Genomic DNA, 14,585 nt, shown 5'->3' with positions numbered 1-14,585 from the left:
TTACTGCGCCGCGTCGATCACGGCCTGTACCGAAGGCGGCATCGCTTGCACGTTGCCGCTCACGGTGGGTTTGACGACGTCTACGCCGTGTTGCTTCAACAGCGCGCGACCCTGCGCGCTCAGCAGAAAGTCGACGAAGCGGCTCGCGCCGGCATGGTTCGGCGCGTCGCTGAGAATCGTCAGCGTGTAGCTGGCCTTCGCCTGCAATTCGGGCGCTGGGCGGATCGCCGGAATCTTCAGGTCGGCGGTCTCGGTCGAGTAGAAGAAACCGGCGTCGAGCTGGCCGGATTGCAGGCGGCCAACCAGGGTTTCCTCGGGCAAGACCTGCGCGGGATTATCCGCCGCGCCGAGCGTCTTCTCGACGAGGTCGGGTTGATGGTAGAGCTCCGCCGCTCTGGTCATCATCTCGACGGTGAACGCGCCCTTCGGATCGAGCTTCGGATCGGTGCGGCCGATGCGGATGCCCGGTTCCTGCAACACCTGATCCCAGCGCTTGCTCCCGAAATCCGCGGCGAATCTGCTTCGCGGGTTATAGCCGATCATCAACGGCGATTCGGCGAAGTTCACATACCACGTGACGTGATCGCCGTTCGCTTCACCCATCAGGCTGCCGTTCACCTTCGGGCTCGCGCTGATGAACACGTCGCCGCGCCGCAGCTTGCCCTTGATCTCGTTGGCGATCTTGTTCGAGCCCGCTGCATAGCCGCGGAATTGCTGGCCGGTGGCTTTCTCGAATGCCGGGCCGACGCTGCGCTCCATCAGATTGACGAGCGAACCGGCGTATAGCACGTTGACTGTGTTGTCTTGTGCGACGACGGGCGCCGCCATCACCACTCCAGCAATAGCCACGATTGCCACGATAGATGCGAACAGCTTGCGGATCATGCGATAACCCCGACTCGTTATTAAGAGCGCTATATTACGACGACGTCGCATTGCGCGCAGGCAGGGCGAGACGCGCATCTGAGCTTTAGGGTGGCCTGATTGCAAACGGGTTGTAAGGCGGCGCGCCTACTCGCGCCGTGTATTTTTGTCGCTGTCGCTGTCGCTGTCGCTGTCGGCTGCCGATCGCGCCGGTGGCGTTGGAATCGCCGATATGTCCGGCAATATATTGCGTATCGATGCCGTTTCGTGCAGCAGGGGTCCATTGCGGCGTAATATACGCACGAACATAACGAATGACCAAACCGGTCAGGTATCGATGCTGGAGGTAGCCGCCTATGCATAGCGTCAATGTGATTACCCCGCCTGCCGTCGAAGGTACGCTCGTTCTGAACGGGCGGTTTCAACGCGAGCAGTCGCTGGACCTGGGGCAACTCGAGCGCTATGAAAGCGTGTTGGCCAGACCGTTCGATTTGCGTTGCTACACGACGAATCGTTTTATCCGCCGCGTCGAGCCATATCGCGGCGTGCGTTTGACGACCTTGATAACGGCAGCGGGCCTGCCGAACGACGTGCCTGGCGAGTTCAAGCGCACCGTGTTCATGGCGGTGGGACACGATGGCTATGTCGTGACGTTCTCGTGGCATGAGCTGTTCAACACGCCAGTCGGCGAACACGTGCTGGTCGCTTACGAATGTGGCGGCCGTGCGCTCGATGTCGAAGACGGCGCACCGATCCTGTTTTCCGGCGCGGATATCTTGCCTGCACCGCGCCATGTCAAACGTCTCGCGCGGATCGAGGCGCACGTGCTGCTGGCTTCGGCGTAAGCAATCCGGGCGGCAGGCGTAATATGATCCGCTGCTCATCCTCGCGGTGCTACTCGCGTTGCCGCCATGTCTGACGATCCGCTTTCACGCTTTGCAACCGCGCCTGCATTCGGCGCAGACCCTCTTGCGCCGCCCGATGCGCAGGTTGCGGTGCGCACACGCGAGTGGCTGGCGGCGGCCACGGACGCCGCTTCGCCCGACACGCATCTGTTCGCCAAACTGATTGCCGCGCGCGATGTGCGTAACGAACTCGCGCTGCTCGGATTGCCGGCGCCGGCGTGGCGCGCGCTACTCGAGCGGCATTTTGCGCACCTTGCCGCGCCGCGGCTACCGCTTGCCGTCAATAGCGGCGAGCACGCGTACTTTGTGGACACGCTGCGCGCGCTGCTGCTCACGCATGTCAGCGCCGCAGTCCATGCAGACGACGCCCACTGTCTCGCCTCGATCATTGCCCATGCCTGCTTGCGGCCGGACCACCTCTGGCGCGATCTCGGCCTGACCGGCCGCGAAGAAGTCACGTGGATGCTGACGCGTTATTTCCCCACCCTGGTCGTGTTGAACACCGCCAATCTGCGCTGGAAGAAATTCCTCGCGCAGCAGCGTGCGCTTTCGCTCGGCCAGCCGCGTGGTCCCGCGCCCGGTTGCCCGGGGTGTGAAGACTACGGATATTGCTTCGGCGAGCGCCGATAACATCCGTCCAGCCAGGATGGCAGCGATGGGCTGTTCGTGTATGCTTTCGCGCATGGCTGATACCGCGAAAACCAGATCAAGACCTGCGAAAACGCGCCCCGAAGTGCGCTTCAGAATGCGCATCCGCAGCGGCGACGCCGTCGCGCTCGGGCCGGGCAAAGTCGAACTGCTCGAAGCCATACGCGAGTACGGTTCGATTTCGGCTGCGGCGCGCAGCCTCGACATGTCGTACCGGCGCGCATGGCTGCTGATCGACGAGCTGAACCGCTCGCTCAAGGCGCCCGCCACGCAATCGGAGCAGGGCGGTCAAAGCGGCGGCGGCTGCACGCTTACCGCAGTCGGCGAAAACATCATTCGTCTTTACCGCGACGTCGAAGTACAGGCGCAACGAAGCTGCGCCAAACAGATTGCCGAACTGACCAGGCTGATCCGCTGCTGAGCGGCCAACTCCCGTGCGGGGCTCAACCGTGGCGCAGGCAGAACACTGAAGGCGGCGGATTGCCGAGCTGGGCAAGATGCTCGGGGTGCAGGCGCGTCATCAACTCGACGAAACTCGCCACACTAGCCGTGCGCAACGGGTGATAGCCGATCTGATGGCGCTCGCAAATGCGTTTGAGCGTATGCATCGAATCGTGGTCGATGCAGTCGACCGGAAACACGACGATATCGGCGCCCGGCAGCGCGGCGGCGAGCAGGCCTTTGCGATCTTCCACGCCGCCGTCGTGCACCACGAAATCACCGCCGGCTGCTTCCACCAGCCGCTTGAGCGCGGCATTCGAACCCAGCCTGCCGCCGACATACACGATCCGTTTGCCACGCACGCTATCGAGGCTGGCGTGGCGGGCGGCCCCTCCGTGTACGCCGTGCGCCGCGTCGACGGTCGCGCGTTCCAGCGCATCGCATTCGTTCTGCACCAGCGTCAGATGCGCCAGCGCCTGATCGCGGCTTTTGCGCAAAGCTTCCGAGGCACCTTGCTCCTGGAGCAGTCGCTGTTCCGCGGCTTCGCGACGGCTGGTATGCAACGCTACCCGTCGATCGGCTTCGACCAGCTTCTCGCGCAGCCTTTGCAAGTCGGCTGCGAAATCGGCGGCGTCGGTCGGCCTCTGGCGGGTGGCCAACGCCGTCAGCTGGACGATCTGCTCGTTCAGTGTATTGATCGACACGTAATGCTGCGTGCCGAGTTCCTGCAAGCGGCTCTGCTGCTGCTCGATTTTCTCTTTCAGCGCGGCGTTTTCTGCTTCGAGGGCGACTAGCCGGCGAATGTCCGCGCGATTGGCCGCTCCAACGAGATGCGACAGCATGTGCAATTCACCGAACGCTTTCTGGCGCACCTGCACGGTTGCGTAGGGATGCGTCATCAAGGCCCAATAAGCCGGTGGAATGTCGCCGCTTTTCCGTGCTTCGTCCCACAGGTTCAGCAAGGCCTCGTCGTCGGCGGCTTTGTCGAAACGGCGAAGCGCCGCCGCATAGTGCTCGTCCAGCAACTTGTGCAGCGCCTTGGCGCCCGCGCCGCCATCGATTGCGAGCTCGACTGCCGCGTGATGAATCTCGAGATCGCTCGCGTGCTGACGATCGAGTGCGGTGAATCTGGGCACCAGCTTGCGCAGCTCAAGCGTGCTGAGACACGTGCCGATGATCGAGCAATGCAGATGGCTGTCGAGTTCGGCGAGTCGCGCGCGCCGTCTGGTGTTCGGGAGCAAGGCCTTGGCCGGCGAGCAGCATGAATCCTCCGCGCGCAAGCGATTGCCGTCAGGCGCGTCGCTGGAGAGTTCGAGGCGAGGAGTCTGGGCGAGACGAAACGGAGGCATGTGCATGTCGACCTCGAGTCCGGTTCCGGTGTCAGGCTGGCTGGCCGGGTGTTGTTGGCATGTTTGAGACGCAATGGCTCCTATCGATGTATCCGGGAGAATATAGCGATAGGAAGAAACAAGCGTTCATAGGCGGCCTTGGCAGGTCAGTCGTTTGAACTGACGAAGATGGGTTCCGTACACGGTTGGCGTGCCGGGGTGCCGCGCCTCGTGACCGCTGCGCTTGTTGCGCCGGCCAAACGCTCGTGCTGCTCCAGGACATGCCCGACGCAGAGGCCGATAAAGGCGGTATCGAGCCGCTCCAGTTCCGCGGCGACCTTGCGTAACGCAGCGTGATCGTTGCTGAATGCATCGGAAAAGATCGCATCGCGAAGCTGCTCGGCTGAACGCGCTTCCTCGATCGCCGCCTTCAATTCGCGCAGACGCACGAACGCCACTTCATTGGCCTGTTCGGCGAGGATGGATAGCAACTGGTTCAACGAATGCGAACCCGAGGTGCCGACCGAGGCGAAACGTGCCTGGTCGTCGGTCAGCATCAGCACGAAGCGCGACACACTGCCGTATAGGCGCCGGAATGCATCGACGACGTCGCGGATCAGGTCGGCACGGCCACGGTCGGCCGCCGGCTTCACCGCGACGATGGTCGACGAAAGCTCATGCGGGACACGCTCGAGGCGCCCCGCCAGTTCGGACAATGTGGATCGACTACGCACTGCTGCTGGCTCCCGCTTGCTTGTTCCGCTTCGTCATGCCGTGACGACGGGTTAGCCGCCGCCCGCCACGAAGCCTACCGTGATATACGATAGAATATAACGAATGGCGGTGCGAATGTTACACGGACACCGTGCGCCGTCACACATTGCGGGCAAACTCGCCGACACCCGTTCGAACTCGAACGGATAAGTGGCGATCCGTCAGGCAGCGCCCCGGCTGGTTCATTTTCCGATATTGTGTGCTGCGTGCGCGTGAAGCTGCGCGCGCGCTTTCCCGCCTGGCTGTTTCGGGAGCGGGCAACCTATAACAGAGAAAAATGAGCCATCCCAACACCGAATTGATCGAGCGTTTTTACACCGCGTTCCAACAGCGCGACGCCGAGGCAATGGCCGCCTGTTATGCCGACGACGTGGTTTTCAGCGATCCCGCGTTTGGCGAGCTGCGCGGTGAAGAAGCGCGCGATATGTGGCGCATGCTGGTTTCGCGCGCGCAGGATTTTTCTCTGACCTTCGACGGCGTTCAAGCGGACGAGCGTGAAGGCCGCGCTCACTGGGTGGCCCGCTACACGTTCAGCCAGACGGGCCGCATGGTGGTCAACCGGATCGATGCTCGTTTCGTGTTTCGCGACGGCCGTATTGTCGAACATCGCGACAGTTTCGACCTGTGGCGCTGGGCGCGTCAGGCGCTGGGCGTCAAAGGTGCGGTGCTCGGCTGGACGCCGTTCGTGCAACGCGCGATCAGGGCACAGGCGAAAAAAGGCCTCGAACTCTATCGACGCAGGCAACGTCGGGCGTGAGCGGCGAGCGCGGCGGCGCACGCCGGGTCTCGCGCTTGCCTTGATCCGGCCGGATGATGCAGTATTTCGTCACACCGACGAATGGGGAATGCCATGCCTGTAGTGGATGCAGCCTGGGAACAGTGGCTGAGTACCAATGTGGATCGCGGTTGCAGCATGGAGTCGATGATCGATTCGATGGTGCAGGCCGGTTTCGCAACCGATGCCGCCCGCGCGGCGGTGCACAGGGCGTTTGGCACGACTCCTGCTGAAGTGGCCAGCCTGGCTCACAGGGCGACTGGGGGTGCGACTGAGGCGGCGCGGACGCAAGCCGTGCCGCACGCGTACCAGTACGACGAAGCGCCCGTCGCGAGCGGCAATCTGATCCACGCGTACGATCGCGACGTCAGGGTGCTGATGCGCTGCGAACGGCCCCAACTGATCGTGTTTGCCGACGTGCTCTCGGCCGACGAGTGCGGCGAGCTGATCGAACGCTCGCGGCACCGGCTCAAACGCTCGACCATTGTCAATCCCGAAACCGGCAAGGAAGATGTGATTCGCCATCGCAGCAGCGAAGGCATCTGGTTTCAGCGCGGCGAAGATGCGTTCATCGAGCAGATGGACCGGCGCATCTCGAGTTTGATGAACTGGCCGGTCGAAAACGGCGAGGGGCTGCAGATTCTGCATTACGGCACTAGCGGTGAATATCGGCCGCATTTCGATTATTTTCCGCCGGATCAGGCGGGTAGTGCCGTGCATACCGCTCAAGGGGGCCAGCGTGTGGCTACGCTGATTGTCTATTTGAACGATGTCGCTGACGGCGGGGAGACGATTTTTCCCGAGGCGGGTATGTCAGTCGCGGCGAGGCAAGGCGGAGCGGTGTATTTCCGGTACATGAATGGGCAGCGGCAACTCGATCCGTTGACCTTGCATGGGGGCGCGCCGGTGCTCCGTGGTGACAAGTGGATTATGACCAAGTGGATGCGGGAGAGGGTTTACGGCTGAGGCGCCGTCTTGTAGACGTCCGGATCATGGAGTTCCATGTAACGCTCCGGATTCGCCAATTCGTGGAAGCCGTGGGGCTGATAGACATGGTGCGCGTCCGTCGTCACAAGGACGATTCTGCGTAGTCCCGTGAGCGACGGCGACGCGAAGATATGTTTCATCAGCTTCGACGCATAACCCTTGCCACGGTACGCCGGGAGGACGAAGACGTCGCATAGATAGGCGAAAGTCGCACAATCCGTTATCAAGCGCGCGAACATGACCTGCCTGCCCCCGATATATCCACCGAAGCACAGCGATCCCTCTATCGCCCGCTGGAGCGTCACGCGTGGCATGTCCTTCGCCCACGCTGTCTCCTGCGACAAAAACGTGTAGATCATCTCGATGTCGAGGTCGTCCTTGTTGCTCGATATCGTCAGGTCGTTTGCTTGCATCGCAAGTCTCCGCTTGTTCCGCTAAAGCCAATCAAAAGGAGGCGGCAGCGTTCGCGCCGCTGCCGCTTATTACCCGCTTTTTACTCGCTTCCTGTCAGCTTCCTGCCCGCTTCGCGCTCAGCCTTTCAGCCTTTCGCCGGATCTTCGGCGCCGCGCGATCCGCCGCCGATGCTCTGGCCGGCGTCGTGCGCCAAGCCCTTGTAGCCGACCACCGATATCAGCGTCAGCACGCCGGCAAACAGAAACGCGAGACGGAAGTCGTCGAGCGTGAATACGCGGCCGGTCGTCTCGCCATTGAAGAACGCAGCCGCGCGCAGCGACACGGCGCCAAAGGCGATGCCCAAGCCGATCGTCATCTGCGCCGCCGCGCTCCATAGCGTGCTGGCCGCGCTCATCTGCGGCTGGGCGACGTCGGCGTAGGCAAGGGTGGCCAGCGTCGAAAATTGCATGGAGCGCGCCACGCCGTAAACGAACACGACGAACAACACCAGCACGAGCGGCACATCCGGCGTCAACAGGCCGCACGCGATGATGAACATGCCGGCTACCGTCACGTCGACGATCGACACCATCCGGAAGCCGTAACGCTGCAAGATGCGCGTGGTCAGTGCCTTCATGCTGAGGTTGCCGAGCGCGCTCGCGAGCAGCAGCAAGCCCGACTTGAATGCGGACAAGCCGAAGCCGACCTGGAACAGCAGCGGCATCAGGTACGGCGCCGCGCCTATGCCGATGCGCGTCAGCGAACCCGTTACCACCGTCACCGAAAAGGTGGGGATCTTCAGCGTCGATACGTCGATCAGCGGATGCGGATGCCGCTTGGCATGCTGGAACGCCACCATGCCAACCAGCAATCCGCCGACGATGCATGCCGCGGCAATCCACGGATTCTCGCCGGGCTGGCTCGCCAGTTCGGCGCCGTACAGGATCGCGGTCAGCGTTACGGCGCTCAGCAGCAGGCCGGCCGCGTCGAGCGGCTTGCGTTCGCTGCCGCGCAGGTTAGGCACGAGCACGATCGCGATGGCCATCACTGCGAGTCCGAACGGCACGTTGAGCAGAAAGATCCAGCGCCACGACGCATAGGTCGTGATGAAGCCGCCAATCGGCGGTCCGACCACCGGCGCGGCAATCGCCGGCCAGGTGATGGTGGAGATCGCATGCATCATGCGGCTCTTCTCGGTGCTGCGGACCACGATCAGCCGGCCCACCGGCACCATCATCGCTCCGCCGATGCCTTGCAGGAGCCGTGCGGCGGTGAACTCGGTCACGTTCTGCGACAAGCCGCACAACACCGAAGCCACCGTGAAAACGCCGATTGCGCTGAAAAACACCGTGCGCGAGCCGCAGCGGTCGGCGACCCAGCCGCTCGCCGGTATGAAAATCGCCAGCGCCAGCATGTAAGTCGTCATGCCGAGGCTCAGGCTGTTCGGGCCGACGCCGAACGAGTGCGCCATCTGCGGCAACGCGGTGGCGATCACGGTGGTGTCGAGGTACTCCATGAAGAAGGTGGCCGCCACGATATAGGGCAGCCAGCCGACGTGCGAATCGCGAGCGCTTGCGCGGGTCATTGCGCCAGCCCCATCGCACCGCGCGTGAATTCGACGCCGTCGCCACCCTGGCGGCGCGTACCGCGGGATTGTGTTGACCTCATGTTCTTGCGACTACCTTTCGAAAACGTGTTTCCGGCATCCCCGGCAGGTGGACGAGCGGCGGGATCGCGGCCCGCGCCGACGTGTCGGTGACGTGTCGGCGAAGTACCGCTGAAAGATCGCACCGTGCCGCCAGCCTCGAATCCTAACGCAATAACTCGCACGACACCGCCCGGGAGGGACGTAACAGTGGCGTGAGGCAAGCCGGAGGCCGACGCGCGCAGGCGCTCCGGAAACACTGCGAGGTCGTCGCGCCGATCAGTCCTTCGCCGCGTATTCGCGATCGAGCCTGTCGTACAGCGGCTTGTTGACGAGCCGCTGGCGTTCGCTGAACGGTGCGACCAGCGTGGCGTCTTCGTCGAGGCGGCCGTTGCTCCTGAGCGTGCCGAGCGCGCGTTGCATGCCTAGCACCGCGCCTTGCAGCGCCGCGTTCGCGTACAGCACGATGCCGTAGCCGAGTTTCGCGAGCGCTTCGCGCGATTGCACCGGCGTCTTGCCGCCGATCACGATGTTGATCAGTTGCGGCGCGTCGAACAGCGCCGGCAGACGTTCGATGTCGGCGAGCGATTCAGTCGCTTCGATAAACAGAATGTCCGCGCCGGCCTCGATGAAACGATGGCCGCGCTCGATGGCATCTTCGATGCCGTGCACCGCGGCCGCGTCGGTGCGCGCCATGATCTGCAGATTGCCGTCTTCGCGGGCGTCGACGGCCGCGCGAATCTTGCCGACCATTTCGCTCGTGCCGACCACTTCCTTGCCGGCGAAGTGGCCGCATTTCTTCGGCATGATCTGGTCTTCGAACTGGATCATATCGGCGCCGCTGCGCTCGAGCACGCGCACGGTCTGGCGCACGTTCAGCGCGTTGCCGAAACCGGTGTCCGCATCGACGATCAGCGGCAGCGCGACCGCATCGCGAATCCGCGCCGTGTGTTCGGCGACTTCGGCGAGTCCGATGAAGCCGAGGTCGGGCAACCCGAGCGACATGTTGGTGACGCCGGCGCCCGTGATGTAGAGCGCTTCGAAGCCGGCGTCTTCGATCACGCGCGCGCTCATTGCGTTGAACGCGCCGGGTACGAGCAGGCCCTGGCGTTCGTTGACTTTGGCGCGGAAGGCGGCGCGGCGGGTGGCGGAAGAAGTGCTCATGACAGTTTGTCTCCGGAAAATCTGAAGTGGGATAGAAAGGCCAGCGTGAAGTGCAGGAAGAACCGCAGGAAGCATGCCAATCGCCGGTGCGTAGATTTGCGTCGAACAATCAGTAGGTTAGGCGGTAGGGCGCGGCACGGTGGTTCATGGCAGAATAGCCGGCGTGTTCCACGAAACGTTTCATGGAACGTTTCAGCCAAGAACGGAGTGCCGCAGTGTCCACTTTCACGCCGCCCCTTGCCAACCCGAATCCGGGCCGCCCCGGCGTTGCTCTCGTCAGTATCAGCCGTCTGCAGACGCTGTGCGAAACGGTTGCGCCGCGCTACACCGGGCGCGCCAGGTTTTTCACGGTCCGCGAGGGTTACGGCGCCGCCGTCGCCGCGTTGCAGGCTTATGTCGATGCCGGGGCGGTGGACGTCGTCCTCGCGGCGGGATCGAACGGCGCCTATTTGCGCGACCACCTGAGCGTGCCGGTCGTGATGGTCAAGGTGAACGGCTTCGACGTGCTGAGCGCGATCACCCGCGCCACCACCACATGGCCCGGCGCGCAGATCGGCCTCGTGCTGCATGAAACGATTTCGCACGAACTCGCCGACCTCGGCGCGTGGCTGAATGTGGGTCTGCGGCAGCGCGCGTACCGCTCGGTCGACGAAGTGCGGCTCGCCGTGGACAACCTGGCCGCTGAAGGTTGCAGCGTCATCATCGGTCCGGGTATGGCATGCGATTTCGCCCAGCAAGCCGGTCTGGAGAGCGTCTTTCTCTACTCGCTCGGGGCGGTCGAAGAAGCGTTCGAGCGCTCGGTCGAACTGGCGCGCGTGAGCCGTCAGAAGGAATCGAAGCGCGTGCGTCTGAACACGATCGTCGCTCACCTGCGCGACGGCGTCGCCGCCTTCGACGACGCCGGTCAGCTCGAAGCCGTCAATCCGGCGATGCTCGATCTGCTCGGCCTCAACGCCCCGAAGGACCTCCCCTTGGGAGGCCGCGAACAGGACGTCGCCGCGCAACTGGCACGGGCCGTCGGACCGCTGCTGCGCGAGACGCTCGAGCACGACGCGCCGGTCGAAGAACGGATCGAGCAGATCGGCGGCCGTGCGCTGATCGTCAACTGCGTGCCGATCGTCGAACAGGGTTTGCGTTCCGGTTCGGTGGTGACGGTGCAGGATGCGCGGGTCGCGCAACGGATCGACCGCTCGCTGCGCACCAGCCAGCGGCCGAAGCAACTGGTCGCGCGGCACAGTCTGGACGATCTGGTCGGCGGCTCGGCGGCGCTCGAACGGGTGCGGCGGCTCGCACGCGCGGGCGCCGCGCACGACGCGACCGTATTGTTGAGCGGCGAAAGCGGCACCGGCAAGGAGCTGGTCGCGCAGGGCATCCACAACGCCGGCCGGCGGCGCGGCAATCCGTTTGTCGCGTTCAATTGCGCGGCGCTGCCCGAAGGGCTGATCGAGAGCGAACTGTTCGGCCACGAGGAGGGCGCGTTCACCGGCGCACGGCGCGGCGGCAAGCCGGGCCTCTTCGAGATCGCCCACACCGGCACGATTTTCCTCGACGAAATCGGCGAGATGCCGGCGGCGCTGCAAAGCCGCCTGCTGCGCGTGTTGCAGGAACGTGAAGTGATGAAGCTCGGCTCGGGGCGCGCGACGCCCATTGACGTGCGGGTGATCGCCGCCACGCATCGCGATCTGCATGCACTGGTCGAGCAGGGTGTGTTCCGCGCGGATTTGTATTTTCGTCTGAACCTGCTTCAGATAGAATTGCCGCCGCTGCGCGAACGACGCGGCGACGTCGCTCAACTGGCGCGGCACCTGCTAAGCCGCAGCGCGCTCCAATATGGGCTGCCGGATGCGGCGCTCGAGCGTGTGCTGGCGTTCCTCTCGCCGTTGTTCGAACACTATGCGTGGCCCGGCAACGTCCGGGAGCTCGAGAACCTGCTGGCGCGCGCCGCGATCTACCTGGGCGATCCGGCCGGCGAGGCCTGGCAGGACCGGCAAGCGGTGTTTCCGGAATTCGGGCGGATGAAGCAGGCTGCGGCGCCAGCCCCAGCGTACCGCCTCGCCGATGAGGCTCCGGCCCGCAGCACCCCAACCCGCGAGGACGCCATCCGCGCTCTCGAAGAGGCTGGCGGCAACCGCGCCGCGGCGAGCCGGGCGCTGGGAATCGGCCGCACGACCCTGTGGCGGCTTATGAAAGACTGATCCGGCGCGATAGCCATCAGTAGGTCGATAAATAGTGTAAAACTATCGCAATGATTAAAACAATCCGCTTTACCTATTAAGTAACGTCTGACATACTGACTCCACTTTCCAACCAACCAGCAAAGAGGACTCAGTAAATGCCGATCATCAACAGCCAAGTCAAACCGTTCAAGGCCCAGGCTTATCACAACGGCGATTTCCAGACCGTCACTGAAGAAAGCCTGAAGGGCAAGTGGTCGGTTTTCGTTTTCTATCCGGCTGACTTCACGTTTGTTTGCCCGACCGAACTGGGCGACCTGGCCGATCGTTACGCCGAATTCAAGAAGCTCGGCGTCGAAATCTACAGCGTGTCGACCGATACGCACTTCACGCACAAGGCATGGCACGACACGTCGGACACGATCCAGAAGATCAAGTACCCGATGCTCGCTGACCCGACGCTGGCGATCTCGCGCAACTTCGACGTGCTGATCGAAGAAGAAGGCCTGGCACTGCGCGGCACGTTCGTGATCAACCCGGAAGGCGAGATCAAGCTGGCCGAAATTCACGACAACGGTATCGGCCGTGACGCCGGCGAACTGCTGCGCAAGGTGCAAGCTGCGCAATACATCGCGGCTCACCCGGGTGAAGTTTGCCCCGCCAAGTGGACGCCGGGCGCTGAAACGCTGACCCCGTCGCTCGACCTGATCGGCAAGATCTAAGGTCCAGGTCCCGCCGCAGCAAGCGCCGCGTTGCGGCGCATCTCCGTGCGGATCGCTTGATGGAGCGGTCCGCGCGTTCCCGGGCCGCACGCTTCCTATCCGGATGCGTGCGGCGCTCGGGACCTAACACCCCTCGTCACGGAATCGAATAACCATGCTTGACGCCAATCTCAAGACTCAGTTGAAAACGTACCTCGAAAAGGTTAGCAGGCCTATCGAGATCGTCGCCTCGCTTGACGACAGCGCGAAATCGCAGGAGCTGCTGGCGTTGCTGAACGATATCGCTTCGCTGTCGGAGCGTGTTTCGGTGGTCGAGCGGCGCGGCGACGACGAGCGCAAGCCGTCGTTTTCGATCGGCGAGCCGGGCAAGGATGCGGGCATCCGTTTCGCCGGCATTCCGATGGGGCATGAATTCACCTCGCTCGTCCTCGCGCTTTTGCAGGTCGGCGGCCATCCGGTCAAACTCGACGATGCGGTGATCGAACAGATCCGCAACCTCGACGGCGACTATCGATTCGAAACGTATTTTTCGCTGTCGTGCCAGAACTGCCCGGAAGTCGTGCAGGCGCTGAACGTGATGGCGCTGATCAACCCGCGCATCCGCCACGTGGCGATCGACGGCGCGCTGTTCCAGAACGAAGTCGAAGCGCGCCAGATCATGGCGGTACCGACCATGTTCATGAACGGCGAAGTGTTCGGCCAAGGCCGCAGCGGCGTGAAGGAAATCCTCGCGAAGCTCGATACCAACGCCGGTGCGCGTGCGGCGAAGGAACTGGAAAAGAAGCCGGTGTTCGATACGCTGATCGTCGGCGGCGGCCCCGCGGGTGCGGCGGCCGCGATTTACTCGGCGCGTAAGGGCATTGCGACGGGTGTGGTTGCGGAACGCTTCGGCGGCCAGGTGCTCGATACGCTGGCGATCGAAAACTTCGTCTCCGTGACGGAAACCGAAGGGCCGAAGTTCGCGACGGCACTCGAACAGCACGTGAAGAGCTACGAAGTCGACATCATGGACGTGCAGCGTGCGCAAGCGCTGATCCCGGGCCGCATCAACGAAGTGCGGCTGGCAAACGGCGCGGTGCTCAAGGCGAAGACCGTCATTCTGGCGACCGGGGCGCGCTGGCGCGAAATCAACGTGCCGGGCGAGCGCGAGTATCGCAATCATGGCGTGGCGTACTGCCCGCATTGCGATGGTCCGCTGTTCAAGGGCAAGCGCGTCGCGGTGATCGGCGGCGGCAATTCGGGCGTCGAGGCGGCGATCGATCTCGCGGGTATCGTCCGTGAAGTGACGCTGCTCGAATTCGGCGCACAACTGCGTGCCGACGAAGTGCTGCAACGCAAGCTGCGCAGCCTCGCCAACGTGACGATCGTGACCCAGGCGCAGACCACTGAAATCACCGGCGACGGCAAGAAGGTCGACGGTCTGGTCTACAAGGATCTGCGTTCCGGCGAAACGAAAAAGGTCGAACTGGAAGGCGTGTTCGTGCAGATCGGCCTCGTGCCGAACACCGAGTGGCTCAAGGGCACGGTGGAGTTGTCGAAGCACGGCGAGATCGTCGTCGACGCACGCGGCGCGACGTCGGTGCCGGGTGTGTTCGCCGCCGGCGACGTCACGACCGTGCCGTTCAAGCAGATCGTGATTGCCGTGGGCGAGGGCGCGAAGGCATCGCTGAGCGCGTTCGATCATCTGATCCGCAGCAGTGACGAAGCCGAAGTGGTCAGCGAGGCCGACGCAGAGCTGACGGCTTGATGGATTTGTTTTAGACAG

Annotated in this window: 14 protein-coding genes; 8 read left to right on the top strand and 6 right to left on the bottom strand. The window is 63.4% G+C overall.

The features are described from left to right. Positions 1–885 carry an extracellular solute-binding protein gene (locus DLM46_RS07405; protein ID WP_115100113.1) on the bottom strand — a complete coding sequence of 295 codons (885 nt, stop codon included), beginning with the start codon at positions 883–885 and terminating at the stop codon, positions 1–3. A 335-nt stretch (positions 886–1,220) separates the two neighbouring features. On the opposite strand from DLM46_RS07405, the gene DLM46_RS07400 reads away from it, so the two are divergent. The 3 genes from DLM46_RS07400 (at position 1,221) to DLM46_RS07390 (ending at position 2,838) form a co-directional block, all read left to right on the top strand. Continuing rightward, positions 1,221–1,709 (top strand): molybdopterin-dependent oxidoreductase, encoded by a 489-nt coding sequence (locus tag DLM46_RS07400; protein ID WP_115100112.1) that lies wholly within the window; start codon positions 1,221–1,223, stop codon positions 1,707–1,709. A 66-nt stretch (positions 1,710–1,775) separates the two neighbouring features. Further along, a complete protein-coding gene (locus DLM46_RS07395) occupies positions 1,776–2,399 on the top strand; it encodes a nitrogen fixation protein NifQ (protein WP_115100111.1) in 624 nt (207 codons plus the stop codon). A 115-nt stretch (positions 2,400–2,514) separates the two neighbouring features. Next, the gene (locus DLM46_RS07390; protein WP_115100110.1) at positions 2,515–2,838 is read left to right on the top strand and encodes a winged helix-turn-helix domain-containing protein; all 324 of its coding nucleotides are present in this window, start codon (positions 2,515–2,517) and stop codon (positions 2,836–2,838) included. 22 nt (positions 2,839–2,860) lie between these two features. Here DLM46_RS07390 and DLM46_RS07385 read toward each other — a convergent pair whose 3' ends face one another. Together DLM46_RS07385 and DLM46_RS07380 are read right to left on the bottom strand one after the other, a co-directional pair. Beyond that, positions 2,861–4,213 carry a DUF2325 domain-containing protein gene (locus DLM46_RS07385; RefSeq protein WP_115100109.1) on the bottom strand — a complete coding sequence of 451 codons (1,353 nt, stop codon included), beginning with the start codon at positions 4,211–4,213 and terminating at the stop codon, positions 2,861–2,863. Positions 4,214–4,353: 140 nt separating this feature from the next. Continuing rightward, on the bottom strand, positions 4,354–4,920 hold the full coding sequence (locus tag DLM46_RS07380) for a hypothetical protein (protein WP_244305939.1): 567 nt from the start codon (positions 4,918–4,920) through the stop codon (positions 4,354–4,356). Positions 4,921–5,237: 317 nt separating this feature from the next. Between DLM46_RS07380 and DLM46_RS07375 the strand changes: the two genes are divergently transcribed. Both DLM46_RS07375 and DLM46_RS07370 read left to right on the top strand, forming a co-directional pair. Beyond that, positions 5,238–5,717: a nuclear transport factor 2 family protein gene (locus DLM46_RS07375; protein ID WP_115100108.1), complete on the top strand. Its 480-nt coding sequence runs from the start codon at positions 5,238–5,240 to the stop codon at positions 5,715–5,717. A gap of 93 nt (positions 5,718–5,810) precedes the next feature. Beyond that, positions 5,811–6,701: a 2OG-Fe(II) oxygenase gene (locus tag DLM46_RS07370; protein ID WP_115100107.1), complete on the top strand. Its 891-nt coding sequence runs from the start codon at positions 5,811–5,813 to the stop codon at positions 6,699–6,701. Here the strand turns inward: DLM46_RS07370 and DLM46_RS07365 are convergent. From DLM46_RS07365 to DLM46_RS07355, 3 genes are all read right to left on the bottom strand, one after another. After that, positions 6,692–7,135, bottom strand: a complete 444-nt coding sequence (locus tag DLM46_RS07365; protein ID WP_115100106.1) for a GNAT family N-acetyltransferase — start codon at positions 7,133–7,135, stop codon at positions 6,692–6,694. The two genes, DLM46_RS07370 and DLM46_RS07365, sit on opposite strands and share 10 nt — an antisense overlap. Before the next feature lie 125 nt (positions 7,136–7,260). Then, positions 7,261–8,700 (bottom strand): DHA2 family efflux MFS transporter permease subunit, encoded by a 1,440-nt coding sequence (locus tag DLM46_RS07360; RefSeq protein ID WP_115100105.1) that lies wholly within the window; start codon positions 8,698–8,700, stop codon positions 7,261–7,263. 339 nt (positions 8,701–9,039) lie between these two features. Further along, positions 9,040–9,924, bottom strand: a complete 885-nt coding sequence (locus DLM46_RS07355) for an isocitrate lyase/PEP mutase family protein (protein ID WP_115100104.1) — start codon at positions 9,922–9,924, stop codon at positions 9,040–9,042. A gap of 215 nt (positions 9,925–10,139) precedes the next feature. Between DLM46_RS07355 and prpR the strand changes: the two genes are divergently transcribed. The 3 genes from prpR (at position 10,140) to ahpF (ending at position 14,567) form a co-directional block, all read left to right on the top strand. Continuing rightward, a complete protein-coding gene (gene prpR / locus DLM46_RS07350) occupies positions 10,140–12,119 on the top strand; it encodes a propionate catabolism operon regulatory protein PrpR (RefSeq protein WP_115100315.1) in 1,980 nt (659 codons plus the stop codon). A gap of 137 nt (positions 12,120–12,256) precedes the next feature. Beyond that, positions 12,257–12,820, top strand: a complete 564-nt coding sequence (gene ahpC / locus DLM46_RS07345) for an alkyl hydroperoxide reductase subunit C (RefSeq protein WP_063499251.1) — start codon at positions 12,257–12,259, stop codon at positions 12,818–12,820. Positions 12,821–12,974: 154 nt separating this feature from the next. Then, complete coding sequence (gene ahpF, locus DLM46_RS07340; RefSeq protein ID WP_115100103.1) at positions 12,975–14,567, top strand: alkyl hydroperoxide reductase subunit F; 1,593 nt, start codon at positions 12,975–12,977, stop codon at positions 14,565–14,567. Positions 14,568–14,585 lie beyond the last annotated feature (18 nt).

This window comes from Paraburkholderia lacunae, assembly GCF_003353175.1.
Lineage (GTDB): Bacteria > Pseudomonadota > Gammaproteobacteria > Burkholderiales > Burkholderiaceae > Paraburkholderia > Paraburkholderia lacunae.
Note: the sequence above shows the minus strand (reverse complement) of the source record. Positions and strands in the feature narration are given on the sequence as shown.

Coding starts and splice junctions, on each gene's coding strand:
- DLM46_RS07405 (WP_115100113.1), bottom strand. CDS start 885: ATGATCCGCAAGCTGTTCGCATCTATCGTGGCAATCGTGGCTATTGCT.
- DLM46_RS07400 (WP_115100112.1), top strand. CDS start 1,221: ATGCATAGCGTCAATGTGATTACCCCGCCTGCCGTCGAAGGTACGCTC.
- DLM46_RS07395 (WP_115100111.1), top strand. CDS start 1,776: ATGTCTGACGATCCGCTTTCACGCTTTGCAACCGCGCCTGCATTCGGC.
- DLM46_RS07390 (WP_115100110.1), top strand. CDS start 2,515: ATGCGCATCCGCAGCGGCGACGCCGTCGCGCTCGGGCCGGGCAAAGTC.
- DLM46_RS07385 (WP_115100109.1), bottom strand. CDS start 4,213: ATGCACATGCCTCCGTTTCGTCTCGCCCAGACTCCTCGCCTCGAACTC.
- DLM46_RS07375 (WP_115100108.1), top strand. CDS start 5,238: ATGAGCCATCCCAACACCGAATTGATCGAGCGTTTTTACACCGCGTTC.
- DLM46_RS07370 (WP_115100107.1), top strand. CDS start 5,811: ATGCCTGTAGTGGATGCAGCCTGGGAACAGTGGCTGAGTACCAATGTG.
- DLM46_RS07365 (WP_115100106.1), bottom strand. CDS start 7,135: ATGCAAGCAAACGACCTGACGATATCGAGCAACAAGGACGACCTCGAC.
- DLM46_RS07360 (WP_115100105.1), bottom strand. CDS start 8,700: ATGACCCGCGCAAGCGCTCGCGATTCGCACGTCGGCTGGCTGCCCTAT.
- DLM46_RS07355 (WP_115100104.1), bottom strand. CDS start 9,924: ATGAGCACTTCTTCCGCCACCCGCCGCGCCGCCTTCCGCGCCAAAGTC.
- ahpC (WP_063499251.1), top strand. CDS start 12,257: ATGCCGATCATCAACAGCCAAGTCAAACCGTTCAAGGCCCAGGCTTAT.
- ahpF (WP_115100103.1), top strand. CDS start 12,975: ATGCTTGACGCCAATCTCAAGACTCAGTTGAAAACGTACCTCGAAAAG.